Here is a 19,559-nt window from a genome sequence, read left to right as displayed (position 1 = left end):
GTTTTCTATTTAGGGTAAAACGGTCCGTCTTCGCATATTTTTTAAAAAAGACTGATAAGGGGTATTGGCTGGATGAAAAAACTGATTATCAATGCTGATGATTTTGGATATTCAAGAGGCGTGAACTACGGAATTATTGATGCTTATAAGCTCGGGATTTTAACATCAGCGACGTTCATGACAAATATGCCTGGCGCAGGTCATGCGGCCCGGCTGGCTCGCGAATCGCCCGGACTCGGAATCGGCGTACATTTGGTGCTGACCTGCGGCAGGCCGCTTTTGTCTGACCACCGGACGATCGTCGATGCAAAGGGGAATTTTCGCAATCTCGCATTTTATCAAGGTGCTTTTACGATTGATGCTGATGAAGTATACCGCGAGTGGAAATCGCAGATTGAAACGTGCATCAACATGGGCTTGGAACCCGATCATTTGGACAGCCACCATCACATCAACGCTTCCCCGGGCATCTCAGACGCATTTTTGACGCTCGCCCAAGAGTATCGTCTGCCCGTCAGGCGCAATATGGAGAGTGCCGTGATCACGGAAAAAGGAGTGAAGACAACAGACTCTTTTTCACCTGTCCTCGAAGCGGCTTTAAAGGACGAAGAAGCCGTCTCTGAACTGTTTGAAGAGCATGATACCGTGGAGGTCATGACCCACCCGGCATACCTCGATAAGGAGCTTTTGACGAACTCTTCTTATACTTATCCGAGAGTCGATGAACTTGAATTTTTAACCGATCCGGACGTTGTCATCCGTTTGAATAAGCTTGCCGATGTTCAGCTCGTATCATTTAGGAATTTGACATAAGGAGAATGCCGGAATGAAACATATTCTTCAGCTGCTGGGAAAGTCTTTGCTGATTCCGATTACCGTTCTTCCGATCGCCGGCCTCCTGCTGCGGCTTTCTGCGGAAGATATGCTGAATATACCGCTTTTTCAAGCGTCAGGCGTAATATTGAACAATATGGATGTCCTGATCGCGATCGGCATCGCCATGGGCTTTGCCCGTTCAAAAGATAAAGGGATTCCTGCGCTGACAGGATATTTGGCGATTACCGTATTAAAAGAGGGGCTCGGCATCTTGAATCCCGACCTTGATATGAGCGTCTTTGGCGGGGTGCTCGCCGGCCTGATGGCGGCTTTCATTTATAACCGGTTTCAACATACGAAACTGCCAAGCATGTTTTCATTTTTTGGCGGAGAGAAGTTTCCGATTACAATGATCGTATTGGTGACGATTCCGGTGGCCGGCTTTTTTTCGATCGTCTGGCCTTATGCAGAAGCGGCGATCGACACTTTTAGCCAGTCGCTTGTAGATCTTGGCGCTTTCGGGGTGTTTGTGTTCGGATTTCTGAATCGGTTTTTGCTGCCGTTCGGCCTTCACCATGTCATGAATACGTATATTTATTTTGGGCTTGGGCGCTATGAGACGGCATCCGGAGAAGCGGTGACAGGGGAAATTACGCGGTTTTTGAATGGAGACCCGACAGCCGGCTACTTTCTCGGCGGCTTTTTTATCACGATGATGTTCGGCATTCCGGCGATCGCTTTGGCAATCGCGCATGCGTCCAGAACGAGAAAAAAGGAAACGAAAGCGCTCATGTCTTCCGGAGCAGCCACATCGCTGATCACCGGGATTACGGAACCGGTTGAATTCACGTTTTTATTTACTTCGCCTTTATTGTACTTTCTTCACTCGGTCTATACGGGACTTGCCGGAGCGGTGCTCTGTTTGCTGGGGATTCGTCACGGCTTCTCATGGGGAGCGGGCGCCATCGATTATTTGCTGAACCTTAATTTATCAGACGGCGGATTATGGATCATACCGGTCGGCCTTGCCTTTTTTGCTCTCTATTATGTTACGTTTTACTTTGTGATTATAAAGCGAAACATTCCGGTGATCGGAAGGGAACAGGAAACGCCTGAAGGAAACCGGCTGCATCAGTCGATGGCCGCAGGCATTCTTAAGCATATCGGCGGCCGTGAGAATGTCGTGACTTGCGAAAACTGTATAACCCGTTTGCGACTGAAATTAAAAGACACGTCCTTGGCGGATGAAGCGCAATTAAAGCAATTAGGAGCGCACGGTGTGATCAAAATTGACCGGCATCATATCCAGATTGTGATCGGAACGGATGCTGGGAATGTGAAAAAAGACTTGCAGAACTTGATCGAGGAGACTCCGCCGGATTAAAAACTGGAGTTGATTGTTCCGTACCTTTTGGGGGAAATCTCGAATCTGCGAAAAATAAGCTTGCACCTCCAGCAGCGTGAGGCTTTATGATGGATATAAATCGTCAGTTGGAGGGGATTTCATGGAGAAAGATGGGTATTATTCAATCGGTGTTTTTTCAGAAATGACAGGGACATCCGTTCGGACGCTCCATTATTACGATGAAATCGGCCTGTTAAAGCCTGAAAAACAGCCGGGAACAGGCCGTCGTTTCTACACAGACAGAGATGCGAGAGATTTGCAGAAAATCACATGTTTTAAGTTTCTGGGGTACAGTCTTGAACAAATTCGCGCTTTCATGAAGGATGCATGCTTCGGTGCCGGTCTGATTGAGGCGCTGCAGAAGCAGAAAAAGGCGCTGGAGGAGAAAAAGGAGCATATTGAAACAGGGCTGAAAGCGATAAACAGGACAATCGGTCTTCTGGAGGAGGAAGAGGAAATCGACAGTTCTGTTTTCATGAGCCTGCTGAACAGCATTCAGACTGAGAAGGAGCAGCGCATATGGCTTGAACAGCAGGTGTCCAAACGTTTTGCCGATGATGTATTCGGCAAATCAGAAGATGAGATGGCCAAATTGGATCAAGAGTATATTCGTTTATCTAAAGAAGCCAAGCGGCTCATGGGAAAACCGGTTGATGACCCCGAGGTGCAGGAAATGGCGGACCGGTATATGAAGACGAGTTTGGAATTTATCGGGGAGGACGTTCTGTCGGCTTTAGGACAGATGGAGACAATCGAATCACAGCAGCTGACAGAGAAGTTTTCTTCACCTTTTACAAAAGAAGAGGAAGCGTGGCTGCAGCAGGTGTTCGAATATTACATGATTCACAACGATTTCTGTCCCGAAGACGGCCGATGAAAAAAATCAGCCGGAGCTTTTAATGCAAAAGCTCCGGCTCAATTTTCGTCGTTTCATTATCGAGCGAAACATGCAGTTCATGGTTTTGATTAACCGAAGCGAAAAAGATTTCATCCATTCGTTCAAGCCCTTTCTTTTTCAGCTGGTTTTTGAGCCAGCTTTCCGTTACATTCAATTGGTGAAGGACAGATGTGTACACTTTCCCGTCAACGATGACCGGATATGAAAATTCGCCGCTGCTTTTTTGAATTCCCATATCTTCAGCCGTGACTTCCATTTTATTTGGCTTTTTATATACCGTTAAATTTCCATTCGCCTCTACAAACGCCATTTCTACATCGCTGACATTGAAAACGTCTTTTTCCCGAAGCATTTGCAGAATATTATCCACCGAATATCTGATTCGTTTCAAATTTCCGACGATAAACGTTCCGTTTTTGATGACGATGGTCGGTTCAAATGTAATCAGACGTCCGAGTGTACTGTTTTTGATCATGATTTTTGAAGCGAGTCTTTGCAATAGGGCAATCGCAGCCACCGCAGCGGCGGTATGCAAATGTTCAATCCTCGGATCGGCTATGTCCGCTCCGACGACAGCCCCCAATGTAATAATGATTAAAAAATCAAACACAGGCATTTCCCCGATTGAGCGTTTTCCCATAAACAGTGTGACAATTAATAAAAGCGGGAGGATGGTGAAGATTCGCCCGTAGACAACCAAAATTTCTTTCACAGTTTCCATTTTCTTTCTTCCTTTTTATAGCCTTTTGCCAATTCAAGGTTGACGGCCGTCATTTTCGAGTTGAGATCATGATATGGATAAGAATCGGTTATTTCAGGAAGCCGGTTGGCATCCTCCTGGTTTGAAATCACACGACCCGCCGGAACAAACCGTTTTGGGGGAATTGTAACACCGATTACTTTTGCTCCCGGTTCGATCACCGTATTCTCTTGGATATAGGCATCAAAAACAAGGCTCTGCATTCCGACAAAAACATTGTTGTCAATTCGTACGGGGCCGTGAATTTGACATTGCGGGGCGAGTGATACTTTCTCGCCTATGTAAATGGAGTACGATTCACGATCTTTAAAAACGGAATGTTCAGTAACAGGGTTGTTGTATTCATAGTTTTTCATACCGTGCAAAACAACACCGTCCTGGATATTGCAATCATGACTGATGAAGATTTTTAATCCTGTGTCTCCTCTGATCGAAGAGAAAGGCCCGATGAAGACGTTGCGCCCGATGACCACACTGCCGATGACCGAGGCGAAATGATGGATGTATGAGGACGCATCAATATCCGGAATATCTGCTTCTTGATTAAATGACGCGGTAATATTGGGGCTGACATTGTCTTGGATCAGCAGCTTTTCAAGAAACTTCCCGGCCAGTGACGAAACCGTTAATCCAAGGATGAGTTTGTTGCTTAATTTCATATGACCTGCCTCCTTTATTCAGGTAGTCTGTCTAAAAAACGGGATAATATTTATGGACGGCGGTCTGAAACTAAAAAAGAGGATAAGGGGAGATAACGGCTAATAAAGCAATGGAATAGGTTTTAGGAAGCGTTCAAGACGATTCCCATTTTCAGCTGTGAAGAAACAGAGGAAATGATTCATTTAGAGGAGGAAATTCATGGTCAGGTTGCCTTGGCTAGCTCTATTTTAAGGGAGGTTGAAACTTTGAATCTATCTCTGGCAGTTGCATTAGTTATATCTGTGTTTTTAAATATATTTCAGCTGGCACAGCTCAAATCCAATAACCGTAAAAACGTAAAGTGGAATGAGAGTACAACAAGGCCGCTCAACCCCTTTACTGCCATCCTTTGGACTTATTTCGCCATTATCATTCTTTTGATGTTGGCTGCATTAGTAACCGTTATCATACAGCTTAACGAATAATATTAGCGGCGCATCTGAAATGCTTCTCTTTTGCTGCCGGTTTTTTATTATTGCCACAGTCATAACGAAAAATTGCGCAGAAATTGTAAGGAGAAAACCCGATGAAAACGGGATCGCTCGCTTTGACAAACACACGGAAATGATTGCCCCGAAGTGATCTATTTTAAATGAAGAGACGTTCGAATTTGAAACTCAAAAAAGATGGGCAAATCGTAAAGCATGCGGTAGAAAATCATAAGGAAGAGACAAATACCGCAGCTCCTCCTGCCAAAAAGGATAGAGACATTGGACATGTCAAAAAAAACAGGAGGCAACCCGCTGCCGAATACAGGAAATAACGGCCTGTACCGTGCTTTACTCATTGGACCCATCCTTCTTATTATCGGACTTGCTATGTTTGTTTTAAACCGCAAAAAGACTCAAAATCAAAGTGCGTAAATATTCCCCTAAGACAGCGTTACGGCTGTCTTATTCGTTTACGGAACAGCATTTCGCCCGCGGCGCCTGCGGAAATGCCGAGCACATAAGCCAATAAATCGCTCCACAAAAATCCGTAACCGAGAATGAGTCCGCCGAGCGGAACGGCTCTGATAGCATCAATCCAAGGAGCGTGATACAGCTGGCTGCATTCGATTAAAAAACAAAACGCGAGCGCAATCAGCGCCACTGAAGCTGTCTTCGCGTTTTTGAACAGAAAGCCTGCGCCGAAGAAAATCATCAGCGCCCACAGCGCATCCCCTAAATAGGCATTCACGATGTCCGGCAGCATATCGGCCGTCTTTCTTGAAGCAAGCCCCGCCGCCATCGCTGCGAACGTCAGCGCAAGCCGGCGGATACGGCTTCTTTTCATATTCATGTCTGAACCCCGTTTCTGCCAAAGCAGGTTAAGTAAATCTTCGGAGACATGACGGATACAAGAGGAAAAACGTTTTATAAAATGAACGAACAAGCCGCCGTACCCGGCGGCTTGTGTTATATCGCATTTTTGCTTTCGGCTTTTTGTTCGGTGCCGGAGCGTTCCCAGCATTCGACGCCTTCATGGTTTTCAAGAACATCTTTATAAAAGACCGGATCTTTGCCCGCTTTTCGCTGTTTCACATAGTCTTTCAAGGCGGCAAATGCCACTTTTGACAGCAGGAAAATCGCGATTAAGTTGACGATGACCATCAAGCCCATGAACAAATCGGCGAGGTCCCACACAAGCTGGACTTTTGATACCGATCCGAAGATAACCATCGCAAGCACACAGATTCTGTAAATGAGGAGCCATGCTTTGTTCGTGTGCAGAAATTCGATATTCGTCTCTCCATAGTAGTAGTTTCCGATCAAGGTGCTGAAAGAAAACAGGAACACCATAATGGCGAGAAAGCCTGAGGCCCATGCTCCGATGTGCGTGCTGAGCGATGCTTGCGTCAACTCGATTCCGCTCAGTCCCGGTTCTTGATACGCATCGGAAAACAAAATGATAAAAGCCGTGCTTGAACAAATCACGAGAGTGCTCGTAAAGACCCCTAAAGCCTGGACAAGGCCCTGTTTGACAGGGTGGCTCGTTGTCGCTGCGGCTGCGGCATTCGGCGCGCTGCCCATCCCGGCTTCATTCGAGAAGAGGCCGCGTTTGATTCCGTTCATCAGCGCCGCGCCGATGGCTCCGCCTGCCGCTTGTTCAAGGCCAAACGCATGACCGACAATCAAAGAGATGACGTCCGGCAGTTTCGTAATGTTCATCAGCATGACAAAAACGGCGACGCCGATATATAAGACGGCGAGAAATACGACAATATATTCGGACAGCTTGGCGATCCGTTTGATACCGCCGAAGGTAATGATACCGAAAGCAATCGTAATGATAATTCCCAGTGTAAGACGGTCTGTGCCGAATGAGTTTTCAAAAGCGACCGTTATCGTATTGGACTGGACCGCGTTAAACACGATTCCGAAGGACAATGTGATCAAGACGGCAAACAGCGCACCCATCCAGCGTTTTTTCAAACCTTTTTCCATATAGTAAGCAGGGCCGCCGCGGAAGCCGTCTTTATCCTTTATTTTATAAATTTGCGCCAGCGTGCTTTCGACAAAGCTTGACGCCGAACCGATAATGGCGATGATCCACATCCAAAAGATAGCGCCGGGTCCGCCCAAGGCAATGGCGATCGCAATCCCCGTAATATTTCCTGTGCCTACTCTCGCGGCCATGCTGATGCAAAAAGCCTGAAAAGGCGAGATTCCGTTTTTGTCGGGCGCTCCTTCCTTTAAAACCCGGAACATGTCTTTCAGCAAGCGAACTTGAAAGAACTTCGATTTAAAAGTAAAAAACAGTCCCGAAGCCAGAAGCATAATAATCAATAGTTTTGACCAAAGAAAGTCATTTGTGACAACAATGACTTCTTGAAGGAATTGCTGCATGCTTTCACCTCTTTTTTTGTGATTTTAAAAAATACTGAGATCCCATTCACGGGCTATATGTTTTAACAGCATTCCGCCCGTCATGCTGTTGCCGTAATCATCAATCGCAGGACCGTAGATGCCGATGCCGCATCCATGCCGAAAAGGCTGTTCTCTTTTCATGCTGGCGGGCACCGCGCACATGATTCCGCCGGAGACGCCGCTTTTTGCCGGAATGCCGACAAAGGCCGCGAATTTTCCTGAAGCATTGTACATTCCGCATGTCAGCATTAAAGCTTTTGTCAGCCTGGCGACATCCTTCGGGATCACTTGCTCTTGGCGGAGAGGGTGATATCCGTCATTTGCGAGAATCATGCCGATCAAGGCGATGTCTTCAGTGCTTCCTTCCATGGAGCATTGCTTCAAATAGACTTCAAGCGTTTCTTCGACGTCTGCTTCGAGGAAGCCGGTTTCCTTTAAATAATGGGCTAATGCTCTGTTCCGATGGGCGGTTTGCCACTCTGACCGAAATACTTCCTCATTGATTTCAAGCCGTTTTCCAATCATTTTTTCAATGACTTCATGAAGCGACGCCATTTTTTCCAGTGCCGATTCACCTGGAAGGATCGACGCAACGGTCAGCGCTCCGGCGTTGATCATCGGGTTAAACGGCTTTCCCGGCTTGTGCATTTCAAGGCGGATGATTGAATTGAACGCGTCTCCCGTCGGTTCTACATCAACACGGTCTAATACGTAAGAAATCCCTTTCGTCAAACACGCTGCGATAAAGCTGATCACCTTTGAGATGCTCTGGAGTGTGAATGATACGTCCCAATTTCCTGCTTTGATCACCGTTTGATCAGAACCGATCACACAGATGCCGAGCTGGTTAGAGTCGATTTTTCCTAAAGCGGGAATGTATTCGGCGTTGCGTCCGCTTGCGGAAAAAGGACGGTAATGTTCGACCAAATCTTCAAGGCGGGATTGCCAGAAGCGGGCGTCATTGCGTTCTTCCAATACTTCATTCATCGAAATTCCTCCAATCTGACCTGTTAAAGCTTGCAGGTTTGCTGAAAAAATACGAGGCTCTAAAAAGCGGTGAATTGGGCATGGCGGCAGAAGGCAAAGGGGTATAAGCCTGCGCCGCACAAGTTGTTTTAAAGCCTGTTCTTTCCTGGGAAAAAGGGGTTTGGGTTGCACAAGGGAGTAAGTTGCGGGAAAATATAAGCGTTTTCAAATAGAGAAAATATACATTCAATTTATAATGGAACCTACATAAACCTACAAAAAGCGACAAAAATATTTAAAAAATAAGCCAATTGATTTAAAAATCAAATCGACTGTGGGTAAAATGGGAGTTGCGGAAAACGTGCGATTAAAGTCAAAATAAAGCAACACGTTTGTAATGGAGGATCAGCATGATGGGTGGAAATTGGGGAAGCGTGATGAAAAAGGCAGCCCGGCTTGTAAAGAAAGACGGCTATATCTTAACAGTGATGATGTTAACGGTGCCGCTCGCAGGAGAGCTGAAGTTTTATCCGTTGAACGAGACCTTCCGGGTCAGCTTCGGCGTTCCGACTTTTTTCTTTCTTTTGCTGCTGCTGCGGAATGTCCCGGCTGTGCTGTCCGGCTTTTTAACGGGAGCGGCCGTCGTCGGATTTCGGGTGCTGCTTGATGCATTCGGCCCAGGGCAGATCGATTGGTTGTCATCCTTTTATCACCATTATCCGACTTTTTTCTTTTATTTCACATATGCGTTTCTATTCTACTTGGCAAAAGTGAAGCGATTTCAATTTCGCCCGCTCTACATCGGGTTTATCGGCTTCGGAATCGAACTGATTGCCGATGGAGCCGAACTGGCCGTTCAATATATGATGTTCGAATCTACCGTCACTCCGGGAAAGATTCGCGACATGATGGCGATTGCTTTTTCCCACAGCTTTATTGTGCTGAGCTTTTTTAATGTCATGAAGCTGTATGAAACGCAATCGCGGGAAAAGCAAATCCGCGAACAAAATGAGCACATGCTGATGATCGTTTCAAACTTATATGAAGAAACCGTTCATTTGAAAAAGACGTTGAAGAATACTGAAGAGATTACGAACGAATCCTATCAGCTGTACAGGCTCTTAAATAGACAGAGCGATAACAATTCCTCCGTCCGGCAGATCAGCCAGAAGGTGCTGCGCCTCGCCGGTGAAATCCACGAGGTCAAAAAAGACAACCAGCGCATTTTCGCCGGACTTTCAAAACTAATTTCGAAAGAAAGCTTCAGAGACTACATGGCGGCGGAAGATCTGGTCCGGCTTGTGACCGGCATTAATCGAAAGTATGCCGAATCGCTCGAAAAAGACATTGACTTTCACTATTCGATAGGCGGAGAACATCCGAAATACCACGTGTATACCGTATTATCCGTGATTAATAATATTATGGCGAATGCGGTGGAAGCGATTCAAAAACAGGGTTCCATCCGCCTCAGCCTCTATAGGCGCGCCGATGATATGCTGGAATGCCGCGTGGAAGATGACGGCCCGGGCATTCCTGAGAAAGTCGGGGATGTGGTGTTTGAGCCGGGATACACATCAAAATATGATGAATTCGGAACCCCTTCAACCGGAATCGGTTTGTCTTATGTGAAGGAAACTGTCGAGGAGCTAGGGGGGAGCATTCGATTTCGGAGTGATGCAAGCGGTGTTGTGTTTGCGATCAGACTTCCGGTCCAACAATTGATTCAGAAAGGGTGAAGGCCTGTGCGTTTTTTTATTGCAGATGATGACCGTGCTGTGCGATCGATTTTAAAACAAATCATTGAAGACGAAGATTTGGGAGAAGTGGCCGGAGAAGCGGAAGACGGCTGCGATTTGGAAGGCCACGTCCTGAATTTGCAGCAAATTGATATTTTATTTGTCGATCTTTTAATGCCGCTCCGCGACGGAATTGAGACAGTTCGTCATTTGCATGGCGCTTTCTCAGGAAAGATCATCATGATTTCCCAGGTGGAATCGAAGGAAATGATCGGTGAAGCCTATTCTTTGGGGATTGAATATTATATACATAAACCGATTAACCGAATTGAAATCTTGAACGTCATTCAAAAAGTCAAGGAGCGTATCGAGCTGGAAAAGTCGATCCATGACATACAATCTTCGCTGAACCGGCTTGTGAGTCTCGGCGGCGGACGAAAAAACGGCTTTAGGGAAAAAAGCATTCAGGAAACGGGCGAATTTCTCCTTTCTGAACTCGGAATTGTCGGGGAGAGCGGGTCCCAGGATTTACTCGCCATCCTTCAGTATTTGTTTGATGATGAACAGACCTCATTATATGAAAAGGACTTTCCGCCGCTCAAACAGATTTTTCATCAGGTTGCCGAGCAAAAGCTCGGGCCGGCTGCTTCGCCCGTAGAGATCAACAGGGAGATTAAAGCGTCCGAGCAGCGGATACGGCGGGCGGTCAGCCATTCGCTAAACCATTTTGCATCACTCGGTTTAACAGACTTTTCAAATCCGCGGTTTGAAAGCTATGCGTCCCGTTTTTTTGACTTTACCGTCATCAGCAAAAAAATGAAAGAGCTGCAGAAAGACTCTGCCGCCGCCTTGCCGTCCGCCCGCGTCAACACGAAGAAATTCATTCAGGTTTTCTTTTTGGAAGCCAAGCGGTTGAGCGAAAGTGCCGGAAAAAGGGGCTGAAAAGAGCTTCCTCACCTTAGAGGAAGCTCTTCTGCATGCCGGTTACCCAGCGTATTCTCTTTTCAGCAGCGAAAACATGTATACGTCAATCAGTCTTCCTTTCGCTTTCTCGTAATCTCTTAACAGTCCTTCCTTTTGAAAAGATAACGAGTTGAGGAGCTTGATTGAAGGCGTGTTTTCGGGCTCTACCTTCGCTTCGATCCGGTTGAGGTTCAAGCTTGTAAAGCCGTAATCGATCAGCTTTTGAACAGCTTCGGAAGCAAAGCCTTTTCCCCAATGATTTCTCCCTAAGTCATAGCCGATTTCAGCTCTGCCGTTTTCCTGGTCGATCATATTAAAGCCGCACGTCCCGATGACTTCATTCGATTCTTTCACAATGATCGAAAAGCGGTTTGCCTGCCCTTCAAGGCTTAAATCATTGATCATTTGGATCATGTCCCGCGCTTGTGAGACATCTGTAAAAGGTGTGATATTCATATATTTTGTGACTTCCGGATCTGACCAGTATTGACAGAGGACATCTGCATCCTCCAATTCCATTTTTCTCAAAGTCAATCTTTCTGTATAAAGGGTTTCCATGTTCTTGCCTCCAAGTTCCGTTTTATTTAGGAAGGTGAAAGGACCATTTATCGACCTGCGCATCATTTATGTTCATAGAATAAAATGTATACTGTTATCGGGAAACGGAGGGGTAAATTCCTTTTTGATCTAAAATGGAAAGTGCAATTTCGGCGGCAGAGCTTCCGGCAGCCTGTTTTTCACCTTGAATATGAACAGCAAAGAAAAAAGTATTATCGGCAGCTTCTACATACCCGATAAACCAACCGGCATGGAGTTCCCCGTTGATAACCGAGGTTCCGGTTTTACCGGATAAAACCCTGCCATTTGATTCTTCTAAACGTATCGAATCTTTCACAGTTTGTATATTAGACTGTTTAAAATCAAATTCGTTATCATAAAACTTTTTTAATATATTGACCTGTTCAAGTGGAGAAATTTGAAGAGAGCCATCCAGCCAATAATCAGCCGGGTCTGAAAAATCCTCATTTCCATAATGTACAGATTTGAGATAATGACGTAAATGATCCTCCCCAATTTGCCGGTCCAGTTTTTGAAAATACCATGTTGCGGAGCTGCTCATCGCAGAGAATAAATCCTGATCTTGATTCCATTCTTTATACGGATATTGAGTCCCGTCCCAAGTCATGTGAGAATTGTTCTTCGTGATGATTCCGGATTCCAGTGCGAGCAATGCGCTAAACACCTTGTAGGTGGAAGCAGGTGCGAATCTGGAGGTGCTTTCTTTCCTATTGTATATTGTATACTTTTTCCTATTAGAATCCAACAGGACAAAGCCCCCTGAGGCTGAAAATTTATCAAAAAAGGTGCTGTAATCTTCGTATTCTACATTGGTGCCGGGTAAAAAGCGCGTTTCTTTTTGCATGGCCAATATAGACACAGAAGGAGTACCGGCTAATATGGCTCCAAGAACAAGAGTGAACACTAAGGCGCTTTTCGCCTTTAGCAAAGGTGATGCCGTCTGGAAGTTGACAACTGTAACAATCCGTCTTTTGATATGTTTGTATGAGCTGCTGAATTCAGAAGCGGCTAACAAAGACGATGTTCTTTGCTTAAGTGAAGTAAATTTTAAAATCACCTCGCCATATTTGATGTGCAATTTTTTATCAAGCGTTTTTAATACGGCAAAGTCGCAAGAAATCTCCATCTCCGTTTTCGCTTCCTTTGATAAATACCACACAAGAGGATTAAACCAATAGACGATTTTCAACAGGCAAAGAAAATAGTTGATGAGCATATCTTTTCGTTTGCAATGGTACAGTTCATGAAGCAAAACACATTTCATTTCGTCGGCAGAAAACATTGAAATATCTTTTGGCAAGATAATATATGGACGAATGACCCCAAATGTAATGGGGGATTTTATCAATGGGGAACGAGCCAAAATGACTTTTTGGTGAAAGCGCATTTCCTTTTTACATGTGTGAAAAAGGGTTAATAGCTCTTTGCTGTTAACAATTTGCAGGCTCTTTTTTATTTTGCCGATTTTTAGATTGCTATAAAGAGTAGCTGTAAGCATAACAGCAATACCCAATATCCAAACCGCGAAAAAGGCTGAATCTATCATTTTGAAAGACGATTGTTCAATCGACATCGAAAAGTCCTGCACCCAGTTTACATGTTGGCCGATTGCTTCTGTCGTCTTATCTGTGGAGTGGGTTTGGGACAATGCCGATTGGGCTCCTCCTAAATTCAGAATCCAGGCAAAATGATGGCTTTTTAGAAAATGAAAGGGGATAAAAGGAGCGATCAATGCCAAAAGAGAAATCACGCTAATATAATAGTGGGTGCCTACAGTGATTTGAGCTGTGAGCAGTTTTTTAATGAGTATGATGATAGAAAAAAACAGAGACAATAGAATTTGACTAACCAAAAAGGGAATAAAGAAAGAACTGCTCATTTCATTCCTTCTTTCTGTTCTTATGTTCTTCTAATATTTGATACAACTCATTAATTTCTTCACCTGACAGCTGATCATTCTCCAAAAAGTTTAATACCATCGAATTGAGAGTGCCATTGTAAAACCGGTTTAAAAAACTGTGACTCTTAACCTCTATATAATCACTTTTGTCTATATTTGGTGTGTAAACGAAAACCCGTCCTTCTTTATGGTGGTTTAATGCTCCTTTTTTAATGAGGCGCAGCAGCATAGTTTGGATGGTTTTAGGGCTCCATTCACTGGTTTTGGATAACTCTTTAATCACCTCATTGGTATTGATCGAAGAATGCTTCCAGATGACTTTCATCACTTCTAATTCCGCATCAGAGATTTGAGGTATTTTTTTCATTTTAATCATCCTATACTTACAAATGTAATACTCTCATTATAGGTTTGCCATTTTAAGAAGTCAATTGAGCTGGAGTGAACATGCTGTTTCTGCATTTTTCATTTCATCACTTCCCGTCCGTTCATTTGTCACCGGTGGAAATGAAGTCATCATTCCGCGACCTTTTCGATTTTTATTCCTTCCGAAAAAACGGTTGCATTTAAATCTTACATGTGTAATACTTTCAAAGACTACATTTGTAAGATTTGATGTTTGAGTCGGCTGAAAGATCGTACGTACCAATGATTCTTTCGTGTTCATTCAAGCCATCACACAGCAGGCATGGCGGAAAGACTGCTTCATTTGTCTATGTTTTAGGTGTAATGGGCACCGCTGGTTACGATCAATCAAATATTCAATCGAAGGGAGACGATTTTGATGAAATTATCGTTCAGTACTTTAAAACTGAAAAAGGCTGCAGCAGTGTTGCTTTTCTCTTGCGTCGCGCTTGCAGGATGCGCTAACAATCAATCGAATGCCTCGCAATCTGCCGAGAAGAATGAAAAGACGGAGATGAAAGATGATTTTGCAAAACTTGAGGAACAATTTGATGCAAAACTCGGGATCTTTGCATTAGATACAGGTACCAACCGGACGGTAGCGTATCAGCCGGATGAGCGTTTTGCTTTTGCTTCGACGATTAAGGCTTTAACTGTAGGGGTGCTTTTACAACAGAAATCAATAGAAGATCTGAACCAGAGAATAACATATACACGTGATGATCTTGTAAACTACAACCCGATTACCGAAAAGCACGTTGATACGGGAATGACGCTTAAAGAGCTTGCGGATGCTTCGCTTCGATACAGTGACAATACCGCACAGAATCTGATTCTAAAACAAATTGGCGGACCTGAAAGTTTGAAAAAGGAACTGAGGAAGATTGGTGATGAGGTTACAAATCCCGAACGATTCGAACCAGCGTTAAATGAAGTGAATCCGGGTGAAACTCAGGATACCAGTACAGCAAGAGCACTTGCCATAAGCCTTCGAGCTTTTGCTCTTGAAGATAAACTTCCAAGTGAAAAACGCGAGCTTTTAATCGATTGGATGAAACGAAATACCACTGGAGATGCCTTAATCCGCGCCGGTGTGCCGGACGGTTGGGAAGTGGCTGATAAAACTGGAGCGGGATCATATGGAACCCGGAATGACATTGCCATCATTTGGCCGCCAAAAGGAGATCCTGTCGTTCTTGCGGTATTATCCAGCAGGGATAAAAAGGATGCCAAGTATGATGATAAGCTTATTGCAGAAGCAACAAAGGTGGTAATCAAAGCCTTAAACAAGAACGGCAAATAAAACATTGCGATGAATTCCGTCAAAACATCATCTTACATAAAGTCACTTGGTGAACAAGCCCATATCATTGTCCGGCAATGGTGTGGGCTTTTTTTGTTTTCTCTCTTTAAAGATCATGTGAAGAAAAACGGGAAAATCGGTCTGCGGGAAAGGACCGGGTTTTTGTCGAAATCATAGGCGAATGGGTTGGATTGTGACAAAATTCGACACATCTACTGGCGGTGCGACTTGATGGACCATCAACCGCGTCCCTCCTCCTGTTTACAATACTTTACAGTTCATTAATAAACTCTGCCTATAATAGAACCCGATCAATCATTTGTATAGAGAGGGGTAATACGAATGACACATGAAGGACCGCTGGAGGAATGGATGAAAAAGCTGAGCGAGGAAAGCCTCAAGGACAATACGTTTGACCGCCGCCGCTTTATTCAAGGGGCCGGCAAAATAGCCGGGCTTTCGCTCGGACTTGCAATCGCGCAATCGATGGGGGCAATGGAAGTCAATGCAGCACCGACATTCTCCGAATATCCGTTTACACTTGGCGTTGCATCGGGAGATCCGCTTTCTGACAGCGTCGTGTTGTGGACAAGGTTGGCGCCCGATCCGCTAAACGGGGGCGGGATGCCGAATGAAGCTGTATCCGTGAAATGGGAGGTCGCGGAAGACGAACGCTTCCGCCGTATCGTCAAACGGGGAACCGAAAAAGCGACACCGCATCTTGCACATTCAGTACATGCCGAGGTATCCGGACTGAAACCGAATCATGTGTACTATTACCGTTTTAAATGCGGCAACCAGCTGAGTCCTGTCGGCAAGACAAAGACGCTTCCGGCGGCAGGGGCAGATGTTGCTACATTCACATTTGCTTTTGCTTCATGCCAGCAGTACGAACACGGCTATTATACCGCCTATCAGCATATGGCGAAGGAAAAGCTCGATCTTGTGTTTCATCTCGGCGACTATATTTATGAGTACGGTCCGAATGAATATGTTTCAAAAACAGGCAATGTCAGAACACACAGCGGTCCTGAAATCATGTCGCTGCTTGATTACCGAAACCGCCATGCCCAATACCGTTCAGATGCAAACTTGAAAGCCGCGCATGCCGCCTTCCCGTGGGTTGTCACATGGGACGACCATGAAGTGGAGAACAACTACGCGAATGTCATCCCTGAAAAAGGCCAGTCAGTAGAAGCGTTTATTAAACGGCGCGCCGCCGCATACCAAGCTTATTACGAGCATATGCCGCTCCGCCGCAAATCCCTGCCGAACGGTCCTGATATGCAATTGTACCGGAATTTTTCCTACGGCAATCTGGCGGACATTAGCGTGCTTGATACCCGTCAGTATCGCGATGACCAAGCCAATGGAGATGGCAATAAGCCTCCTTCTGATGAATCGAATGATCCGAAGCGGACGCTGCTTGGAGCCGAACAGGAGGCTTGGCTGTTTGACAATCTTAGTCGTTCCGGGGCGCACTGGAACATCATCGCACAGCAGATTTTCTTTGCGCAATGGAACTTTGGGACAAGCGCGGCGCCGATTTACAGCATGGATTCGTGGGACGGATACCCCGCTCAGCGCAAGCGGGTGATCGACTTCATCAAATCTCAAAAACTGAACAACATCGTCGTCCTCACCGGTGATGTGCATGCCAGCTGGGCAAATAACCTGCTCGTTGACTTTGACAATCCAAAATCGGACATCTTCGGTGTGGAATTCGTCGGGACGTCGATTACATCTGGAGGAAACGGCGCTGATAAAAGAGCGGATACGGATAAGATTTTATCGAACAATCCTCATATCAAGTTTTTCAATGATTACCGCGGCTATGTGCGCTGTACGGTCACACCGGAAGAATGGCGGACAGATTACCGCGTGGTCCCATATGTGACAGAACCGGGTGCCGCGATTTCGACAAGAGCTTCCTATGTTTATCATAAAGACTACACAGGGCTGAAACGGACCGCTTCCAACATTGTGCCTGGAGGCGTGAAGAAATCAAACGAAGTCGAAGAAGACCGTTTCCTTGCACATACAAGAGCCCATCAGAAGCAAGAGAAGCAAAAGGGGAAAAAAGTAACCCAGTAATCAATGAAAGGATGACAGCAAAATGCTTTCAAATATCGGTATTCCGGGTCTCATCCTGGTTCTGGTGATTGCGCTGATCATTTTCGGGCCTTCAAAACTTCCGGAAATCGGCCGGGCTTTTGGAAAAACGCTGACCGAATTCAAAAGCGCGACAAAGTCTTTAGTATCTGCCGATGACAATGAGATCGGACAAGAGACTAATGTGAAAAAGCAAAGCGATCCATCGGCAAAATAGATGATCAATAGAGCGGGCGGGTGAACCCGTCTGTTCTTTTTTCTGTTTAGCATGTGAAGGGGAGGAAGGCGAAGGTGAAAAAAAGGGAAACACATTTGATTGCCCATCTTGAAGAGCTGCGCCAGCGAATCATTAAAACGCTTCTTACGTTTATTCTGTTTCTCATCACCGGCTTTTTGTTTGTTCAGGACATCTATGACTGGCTGATCAGAGACCTCGATGAAAAGCTTGCTGTACTGGGGCCGGGGGATATTCTTTGGGTTTATATGATGATTGCGGGGGTGCTGGCGGTCGCAGCCACCATACCGGTGGCCGCTTTTCAGACATGGCGGTTTGTGGCGCCTGCGCTGACCGACCGCGAACGGAGGACGGCATTATTTTATATTCCGGGGCTGTTCACTTTTTTTATTTTGGGGATTGTATTCGGTTATGTTGTGCTCTTTCCGCTCGTTCTTCAGTTTTTGATCGGATTATCCGCCGGCCATTTTCAAACGATGTTTACCGCGGAGCATTATTTTCGCTTTATGATAAACCTGACACTGCCATTCGGGTTTTTGTTTGAAATGCCCCTCATCGTAATGTTTTTAACGAGCCTCGGGATTTTAAATCCGGCCAAGCTCAGTAAAATGAGAAAAATTTCTTATTTTGCGCTGATCGTCGTATCAGTTGTGATCACGCCGCCCGATTTTATCTCGGATGTGTTGGTGATCGTCCCGCTGCTTGTATTATACGAATTAAGCATCTCTTTATCGGCATTTATTTACCGAAAAAAAACCGCTGCGCAACAAGGGGCTGAGGCCCAAGGCTGAAGACGGACCGTGTCTTCAGTCTCTTTTTTTTGCTTGAAATAAAAAAATCAGAAAATAATGATATTGACAATTTGTTTATTTGTCTTACAATTAAACAAAAAGATGAATGGAGGGATTTTCTAAAAAAAGAGACATCGCATTTCAGTCAAATGACAACGCTTTCTCAGGAAATGAACGACAGGGGGATGACGGAGATGAGTCAATTACGGAAGGCGCCGGAAGGCATATTAGGTTTTCCGGTGGCACCCTTCAACAGGGAAGGAAAACTGGAGGAAGAAGCACTTTACGAAAACATCCGCTTTTTATTGGATGAAGGGCTGGAGGCGGTTTTTATCGCTTGCGGCTCAGGAGAATTTCAGTCTCTCAGCGCAAAGGAATATGAACAAATGGTCGAAATTGCCGTCTCGGCGGCGGGCGGGAAGGTGCCTGTTTACACAGGAGTGGGCGGCAACTTGAGCACCGCTTTGGAATGGGCGCGGATTTCCGAGGAAAAAGGGGCCGACGGCTATCTGATTCTCCCGCCGTACTTGATACACGGAGAGCAGGAAGGCCTCTATCAGTATACGAAAACAATCATTGAAAGCACGGATTTAAACGCCATCATTTATCAGCGAGACAATGCGGTTTTGACGCTTGAACAGATTCAGCGGCTGACCGATCTCGAGCAGCTTGTCGGACTCAAAGACGGCATAGGGGATATGGCGTTGAATATCAGCTTGTCGTATACGATAGGAGACAGGCTGGGCTGGCTCAACGGAATGCCGATGGCTGAAGTCACGATGCCGGCCTATGCTCCGATTGGCTTTACATCGTATTCGTCGGCGATATCCAATTATATTCCCCATATTTCAAGGATGTTTTATGAGGCATTATTAAACGGCAACGACCAGCTTGTCAAAGAAATTTATGAGCATGTCATCATGCCGATTAACGAGATCCGCAAACTTCGGAAGGGCTATGCCGTGTCTTTGATCAAAGCCGGTATGGAAATCATGGGCCTTCATGTGAAAAACACGGCGAGACCGCCGATCGTTCCGGTTGAAAAAGAACATTGCCGGCAGCTCGAAAACATTCTGAAAAACGCGATGGCGCGTTATCCGAAAACGACCGCTGCCCTATAAACAAAAGGAGGAATTTGA

Annotated in this window: 20 protein-coding genes; 12 read left to right on the top strand and 8 right to left on the bottom strand. The window is 45.5% G+C overall.

What is annotated here, in order from left to right:
* Positions 1–72 precede the first annotated feature (72 nt).
* The 3 genes from chbG to MST20_RS17305 all read left to right on the top strand — a co-directional run bounded on the left by chbG (position 73) and on the right by MST20_RS17305 (position 3,098).
* Positions 73–813, top strand: a complete 741-nt coding sequence (gene chbG / locus MST20_RS17315; protein WP_243943765.1) for a chitin disaccharide deacetylase — start codon at positions 73–75, stop codon at positions 811–813.
* Positions 814–826: 13 nt separating this feature from the next.
* Positions 827–2,200 carry a PTS transporter subunit EIIC gene (locus tag MST20_RS17310; protein WP_243943764.1) on the top strand — a complete coding sequence of 458 codons (1,374 nt, stop codon included), beginning with the start codon at positions 827–829 and terminating at the stop codon, positions 2,198–2,200.
* 121 nt (positions 2,201–2,321) lie between these two features.
* Complete coding sequence (locus MST20_RS17305) at positions 2,322–3,098, top strand: MerR family transcriptional regulator (RefSeq protein ID WP_243943763.1); 777 nt, start codon at positions 2,322–2,324, stop codon at positions 3,096–3,098.
* Positions 3,099–3,117: 19 nt separating this feature from the next.
* Here MST20_RS17305 and MST20_RS17300 read toward each other — a convergent pair whose 3' ends face one another.
* On the bottom strand, positions 3,118–3,840 hold the full coding sequence (locus MST20_RS17300; RefSeq protein ID WP_243943762.1) for a DUF421 domain-containing protein: 723 nt from the start codon (positions 3,838–3,840) through the stop codon (positions 3,118–3,120).
* Positions 3,828–4,538: a gamma carbonic anhydrase family protein gene (locus MST20_RS17295; RefSeq protein WP_243943760.1), complete on the bottom strand. Its 711-nt coding sequence runs from the start codon at positions 4,536–4,538 to the stop codon at positions 3,828–3,830. The genes MST20_RS17300 and MST20_RS17295 overlap by 13 nt, the downstream gene beginning before the upstream one ends.
* A gap of 174 nt (positions 4,539–4,712) precedes the next feature.
* Here MST20_RS17295 and MST20_RS17290 point away from each other — a divergent pair, with 174 nt between their 5' ends.
* Both MST20_RS17290 and MST20_RS17285 read left to right on the top strand, forming a co-directional pair.
* Positions 4,713–5,003: a hypothetical protein gene (locus tag MST20_RS17290; RefSeq protein ID WP_243943759.1), complete on the top strand. Its 291-nt coding sequence runs from the start codon at positions 4,713–4,715 to the stop codon at positions 5,001–5,003.
* 291 nt (positions 5,004–5,294) lie between these two features.
* Positions 5,295–5,441: an LPXTG cell wall anchor domain-containing protein gene (locus MST20_RS17285; RefSeq protein WP_243943757.1), complete on the top strand. Its 147-nt coding sequence runs from the start codon at positions 5,295–5,297 to the stop codon at positions 5,439–5,441.
* Positions 5,442–5,460: 19 nt separating this feature from the next.
* Here the strand turns inward: MST20_RS17285 and MST20_RS17280 are convergent, their stop codons facing one another.
* The 3 genes from MST20_RS17280 to MST20_RS17270 all read right to left on the bottom strand — a co-directional run bounded on the left by MST20_RS17280 (position 5,461) and on the right by MST20_RS17270 (position 8,414).
* Positions 5,461–5,859, bottom strand: coding sequence for a ribosomal maturation YjgA family protein (locus MST20_RS17280; RefSeq protein WP_243943755.1), 399 nt, complete (start codon positions 5,857–5,859; stop codon positions 5,461–5,463).
* A 116-nt stretch (positions 5,860–5,975) separates the two neighbouring features.
* A complete protein-coding gene (locus MST20_RS17275; RefSeq protein WP_243943753.1) occupies positions 5,976–7,406 on the bottom strand; it encodes an alanine/glycine:cation symporter family protein in 1,431 nt (476 codons plus the stop codon).
* A 24-nt stretch (positions 7,407–7,430) separates the two neighbouring features.
* The gene (locus tag MST20_RS17270) at positions 7,431–8,414 is read right to left on the bottom strand and encodes a glutaminase (protein WP_243943751.1); all 984 of its coding nucleotides are present in this window, start codon (positions 8,412–8,414) and stop codon (positions 7,431–7,433) included.
* A gap of 389 nt (positions 8,415–8,803) precedes the next feature.
* Here MST20_RS17270 and MST20_RS17265 point away from each other — a divergent pair, with 389 nt between their 5' ends.
* Together MST20_RS17265 and MST20_RS17260 are read left to right on the top strand one after the other, a co-directional pair.
* Positions 8,804–10,132 carry a sensor histidine kinase gene (locus MST20_RS17265; protein WP_279600134.1) on the top strand — a complete coding sequence of 443 codons (1,329 nt, stop codon included), beginning with the start codon at positions 8,804–8,806 and terminating at the stop codon, positions 10,130–10,132.
* Positions 10,133–10,138: 6 nt separating this feature from the next.
* Positions 10,139–11,074, top strand: coding sequence for a response regulator (locus MST20_RS17260; protein WP_243943749.1), 936 nt, complete (start codon positions 10,139–10,141; stop codon positions 11,072–11,074).
* 42 nt (positions 11,075–11,116) lie between these two features.
* Here the strand turns inward: MST20_RS17260 and MST20_RS17255 are convergent, their stop codons facing one another.
* The 3 genes from MST20_RS17255 to MST20_RS17245 form a co-directional block, all read right to left on the bottom strand.
* Positions 11,117–11,653 carry a GNAT family N-acetyltransferase gene (locus MST20_RS17255; protein ID WP_243943747.1) on the bottom strand — a complete coding sequence of 179 codons (537 nt, stop codon included), beginning with the start codon at positions 11,651–11,653 and terminating at the stop codon, positions 11,117–11,119.
* Positions 11,654–11,747: 94 nt separating this feature from the next.
* Positions 11,748–13,553 (bottom strand): BlaR1 family beta-lactam sensor/signal transducer, encoded by a 1,806-nt coding sequence (locus MST20_RS17250; RefSeq protein WP_243943746.1) that lies wholly within the window; start codon positions 13,551–13,553, stop codon positions 11,748–11,750.
* Between the two features lies 1 nt (position 13,554).
* A complete protein-coding gene (locus tag MST20_RS17245) occupies positions 13,555–13,941 on the bottom strand; it encodes a BlaI/MecI/CopY family transcriptional regulator (protein ID WP_243943745.1) in 387 nt (128 codons plus the stop codon).
* A gap of 417 nt (positions 13,942–14,358) precedes the next feature.
* Between MST20_RS17245 and blaP the strand changes: the two genes are divergently transcribed.
* From blaP to kdgD, 5 genes are all read left to right on the top strand, one after another.
* On the top strand, positions 14,359–15,282 hold the full coding sequence (gene blaP, locus MST20_RS17240; protein ID WP_243943744.1) for a class A beta-lactamase BlaP: 924 nt from the start codon (positions 14,359–14,361) through the stop codon (positions 15,280–15,282).
* 342 nt (positions 15,283–15,624) lie between these two features.
* The gene (locus tag MST20_RS17235) at positions 15,625–17,376 is read left to right on the top strand and encodes an alkaline phosphatase D family protein (protein WP_243943743.1); all 1,752 of its coding nucleotides are present in this window, start codon (positions 15,625–15,627) and stop codon (positions 17,374–17,376) included.
* 22 nt (positions 17,377–17,398) lie between these two features.
* Entirely contained in the window at positions 17,399–17,611 is a 213-nt protein-coding gene (locus MST20_RS17230; RefSeq protein WP_020449994.1) for a twin-arginine translocase TatA/TatE family subunit, read from the top strand.
* A 74-nt stretch (positions 17,612–17,685) separates the two neighbouring features.
* The gene (tatC, locus tag MST20_RS17225) at positions 17,686–18,420 is read left to right on the top strand and encodes a twin-arginine translocase subunit TatC (protein WP_243943742.1); all 735 of its coding nucleotides are present in this window, start codon (positions 17,686–17,688) and stop codon (positions 18,418–18,420) included.
* 194 nt (positions 18,421–18,614) lie between these two features.
* Positions 18,615–19,541: a 5-dehydro-4-deoxyglucarate dehydratase gene (gene kdgD, locus MST20_RS17220; RefSeq protein WP_075753657.1), complete on the top strand. Its 927-nt coding sequence runs from the start codon at positions 18,615–18,617 to the stop codon at positions 19,539–19,541.
* The last annotated feature ends 18 nt before the right edge of the window (positions 19,542–19,559 follow it).

The sequence above is a fragment of the Bacillus sp. B19-2 genome (genome assembly GCF_022832475.1).
GTDB lineage: Bacteria > Bacillota > Bacilli > Bacillales > Bacillaceae > Bacillus > Bacillus paralicheniformis.
The sequence above is the reverse complement of the archived record's forward strand: the minus strand, read 5'-3'. Positions and strand labels throughout refer to the sequence as shown.